Origin of the sequence: Streptomyces sp. FH025 (assembly GCF_017427025.1) — a bacterium.
Lineage (GTDB): Bacteria > Actinomycetota > Actinomycetes > Streptomycetales > Streptomycetaceae > Kitasatospora.
This window is the reverse complement of the sequence record NZ_JAFLNG010000801.1, coordinates 1-3162: the sequence shown is the minus strand read 5'-3', so window position 1 is coordinate 3162 and position 3162 is coordinate 1. Positions and strand designations below refer to the sequence as shown.

Here is a 3162-nt window from a genome sequence, read left to right as displayed (position 1 = left end):
CGCGGCCGTCCAGGCCCGCCACTCGCCGAGGGTGCGGATCGAGCGGTCGCCGCCGAACCGGTGGACCGCGAGCGGCAGCAGCGTGCCCAGCGAGCCGAGCACCACCAGCAGCGCGGCGGCCACCGCCTTGGCGCCGTCGCCCGCCGGAGCGGCGGCGATCGAGGCGGCGCCGCCGACGGCCGGGAGCAGGGTCTTGGGATGGGCCGCGACCAGGAGCGCGGCGAGGCCGGCGGAGCGGGCGGCGCTGAGGCGGTCGATGGCCAGCAGCCAGGTCGGCGGAGCCGTGACGTGCCCCGGGCGCGGGCGCTCGCGCCACTGCTTCGCGGCCAGCACCAGGAGCAGGGTGCCGAGGGCGAGCTTCAGCCAGGAGGCCCAGGTGGGTGGTGCGGTGTCCGGGTTCAGCGCGCAGCCCGCCGTCACGACCGCTGCCACCACGGCGGCCAGGCCGAGCAGCCATCCCGCCGTGAAGGCGAGCCCGTTGGTCCGGCCGCGCGGCGAGGCGAGGATCAGCAGCAGGGCGATCAGCGGCAGCGGGCTGAACGCGACCGCCACCGCCGAGGCCAGCATCGGACCGATCGCCTCACCCATCTCCGGACCCGCCTTCCCGTCGCCGGGCGCCGTCCGCCATTCAGCTACCGGCGGGCCCGTTCCGCACGGCCGGTGCCGCCGTTCGGGTGAAGCGGTCGTGCGGGCCGTACGGCCGGGGGCCGCCGCACCGGTGTGGTGCGGCGGCCCCCGGCGGGAGACGCGGCGCGTCAGTCGGTGCCCGACTCCATCGCCGCGTGGTCGAGCGCGGACGGCTCCTCCGAGTCACCGGTGCCCGCGGCGATCGGCGCGGCGCCGCCGGGGGTGAGCTCGCCGATCAGGCCGCTCCACTGCGACAGCTGGCCGTGGCCCGCGTACTGCTCCAGCTTGCTGCGCGAGTCGGCGATGTCCAGGTTGCGCATGGTCAGCTGGCCGATGCGGTCGTCCGGGACGAACGCGGCGTCGACGCTGCGCTCCATCGACAGCTTCTCGGGGTGGTAGCTGAAGTTCGGGCCCTGGGTGTCGATCACCGAGTAGTCCTGGCCGCGCCGCAGCCGCAGCGTGACGCTGCCGGTGACGGCCTGGCCGACCCACTTCTGCAGGCTGTCGCGCAGCATCAGCGCCTGCGGGTCGAACCAGCGGCCCTCGTACAGCAGCCGGCCGAGGCGCCGGCCCTGGGTGTGGTAGGTGGCGAGGGTGTCCTCGTTGTGGATCGCGTTCAGGAGGCGCTCGTAGGCGGTGTGCAGCAGCGCCATGCCGGGGGCCTCGTAGATGCCGCGGCTCTTGGCCTCGATGATGCGGTTCTCGATCTGGTCGGACATGCCGAGCCCGTGCCGCCCGCCGATCCGGTTGGCCTCGTGCACCAGCTCGACGGCGGTGGCGAACTCACGGCCGTTGATCCGGACCGGGCGGCCGAACTCGAAGTCGACGGTGACGTCCTCGGTCTCGATCTCGACGGACGGGTCCCAGAACGCCACGCCCATGATCGGGTCGACGATCTCCATCGAGGCGTCCAGGTACTCCAGGCGCTTGGCCTCGTGGGTGGCGCCCCAGATGTTGGCGTCGGTGGAGTAGGCCTTCTCGGCGGAGTCCCGGTAGGGCAGGTCGCGCTCGGCGAGCCACTCGGACATCTCCTTGCGGCCGCCGAGCTCGGTGACGAAGGCCTGGTCCAGCCACGGCTTGTAGATCCGCAGGCTGGGGTTGGCGAGCAGGCCGTAGCGGTAGAACCGCTCGATGTCGTTGCCCTTGTAGGTGGAGCCGTCGCCCCAGATGGAGACCTCGTCCTCCTGCATGGCGCGCACCAGCAGGGTGCCGGTCACGGCACGGCCGAGCGGGGTGGTGTTGAAGTAGGTCTGCCCGGCGGAGCGGATGTGGAAGGCGCCGCAGGCGAGGGCGGCCAGGCCCTCCTCGACCAGCGGGGCCCGGCAGTCGACCAGGCGGGCCTGCTCGGCGCCGTACGCGCGGCCACGGGCCGGGACGTCGGCGAGGTTCGGCTCGTCGTACTGGCCGATGTCGGCCGTGTAGGCGTACGGGACGGCACCGTGCTCGCGCATCCACGCGACCGCGACGGAGGTGTCCAACCCACCGGAGAATGCGATGCCGATCCGTTCACCGACCGGCAGCTTGCTCAAGACCTTCGACATGGATGCACCCTTGACCCGCGCGGCGCGGGCTCCTGATTAAGCGACGTATGAGGGGATTCGGCGTATTCGATCCGATGCCCGCACTCTGGCATATATTTGCAGAGTACCGCAAGAGCATACGGCGGCGTCGAGCGGGGGTGGCTGCTCGCGACGCCGCCTCCCGCCGGTGGGAGGCGGACGAACTCCTATGGTGGGTAATCCGGTTGGCGGGGACTTCAGGCGCTGCGGCCCCGGGCGCGCAGCCAGGCCGTCCGGGAGGCGAGGACGCCGAGGGTGAGGGCGACCAGGTGTCCGGCGTCGGCCAGCTCCTGGTTCATGGCCCAGGCCGCGGCCAGCACCACGGCGAGGGCGGGCAGGCCGTAGCGGCGCAGCGCGGGCGGGCCCAGCGCGAGCAGGCAGCCGGCGGTCGCGACCAGCCCGTAGCTGATCCCGACGTCCCGGGCCCGGGAGAGCGCGCCCGGGATCCGGGCGGTCAGCATCACCCACATCGCGCCCTCGGTGAGCAGGGTGGCGCCCAGGTGCCCGAAGACGAACACCGCGCCCGCGCGGGCCGGGCCCCAGCGCCACTCGGCCAGGCCCAGCACGAGCGCGACGGCGAGGATCCCCGCCCAGGCCGGGACGCCGTCGACCACCAGGCCGCTGGTGAATGCGGTCCACCACTTGCCCACTTCCATGTGGTGAACGTTGCTGCTGTTGTGCCGGACGAACCGGGCCCGCTCGGCGTGGCTCTGGCTGGCGAGCCAGGAGGCGGTGACGGTCAGCAGGAGGACGTAGACGGTGGTGAGGCGCAGGCGGAGGGCCGCTCTGAGCGCCGGCGGCCGGGTGGTGGCGGGGTCGGCCGGTCTCGTCGTCCCGAGGAGGTCCCTCATCGTGCCTGGCGCCCTTCCCCGGTACCGACCACTCCGAGGGAGGGCGGAGCGCCAGCCTACGTCAGCCGGTTCCCGTACGAGCGGCGTGTGGTCGTGCGGTCGTGCCGTCGAACGCGCCGGTGAAT

At 73.1% G+C, this 3162-nt stretch carries 3 protein-coding genes; all 3 read right to left on the bottom strand.

Features of this window, described 5'->3' with window-relative positions; genetic code table 11:
* Positions 1-588: GAP family protein (locus tag J0670_RS34065; RefSeq protein WP_207816202.1), on the bottom strand; the 588-nt coding region annotated here is incomplete at its 3' end.
* A 167-nt stretch (positions 589-755) separates the two neighbouring features.
* Entirely contained in the window at positions 756-2168 is a 1413-nt protein-coding gene (gene argG / locus J0670_RS34060; RefSeq protein ID WP_207816201.1) for an argininosuccinate synthase, read from the bottom strand.
* Positions 2169-2383: 215 nt separating this feature from the next.
* Positions 2384-3037, bottom strand: a complete 654-nt coding sequence (locus J0670_RS34055) for a rhomboid-like protein (protein WP_243437916.1) — start codon at positions 3035-3037, stop codon at positions 2384-2386.
* Positions 3038-3162 lie beyond the last annotated feature (125 nt).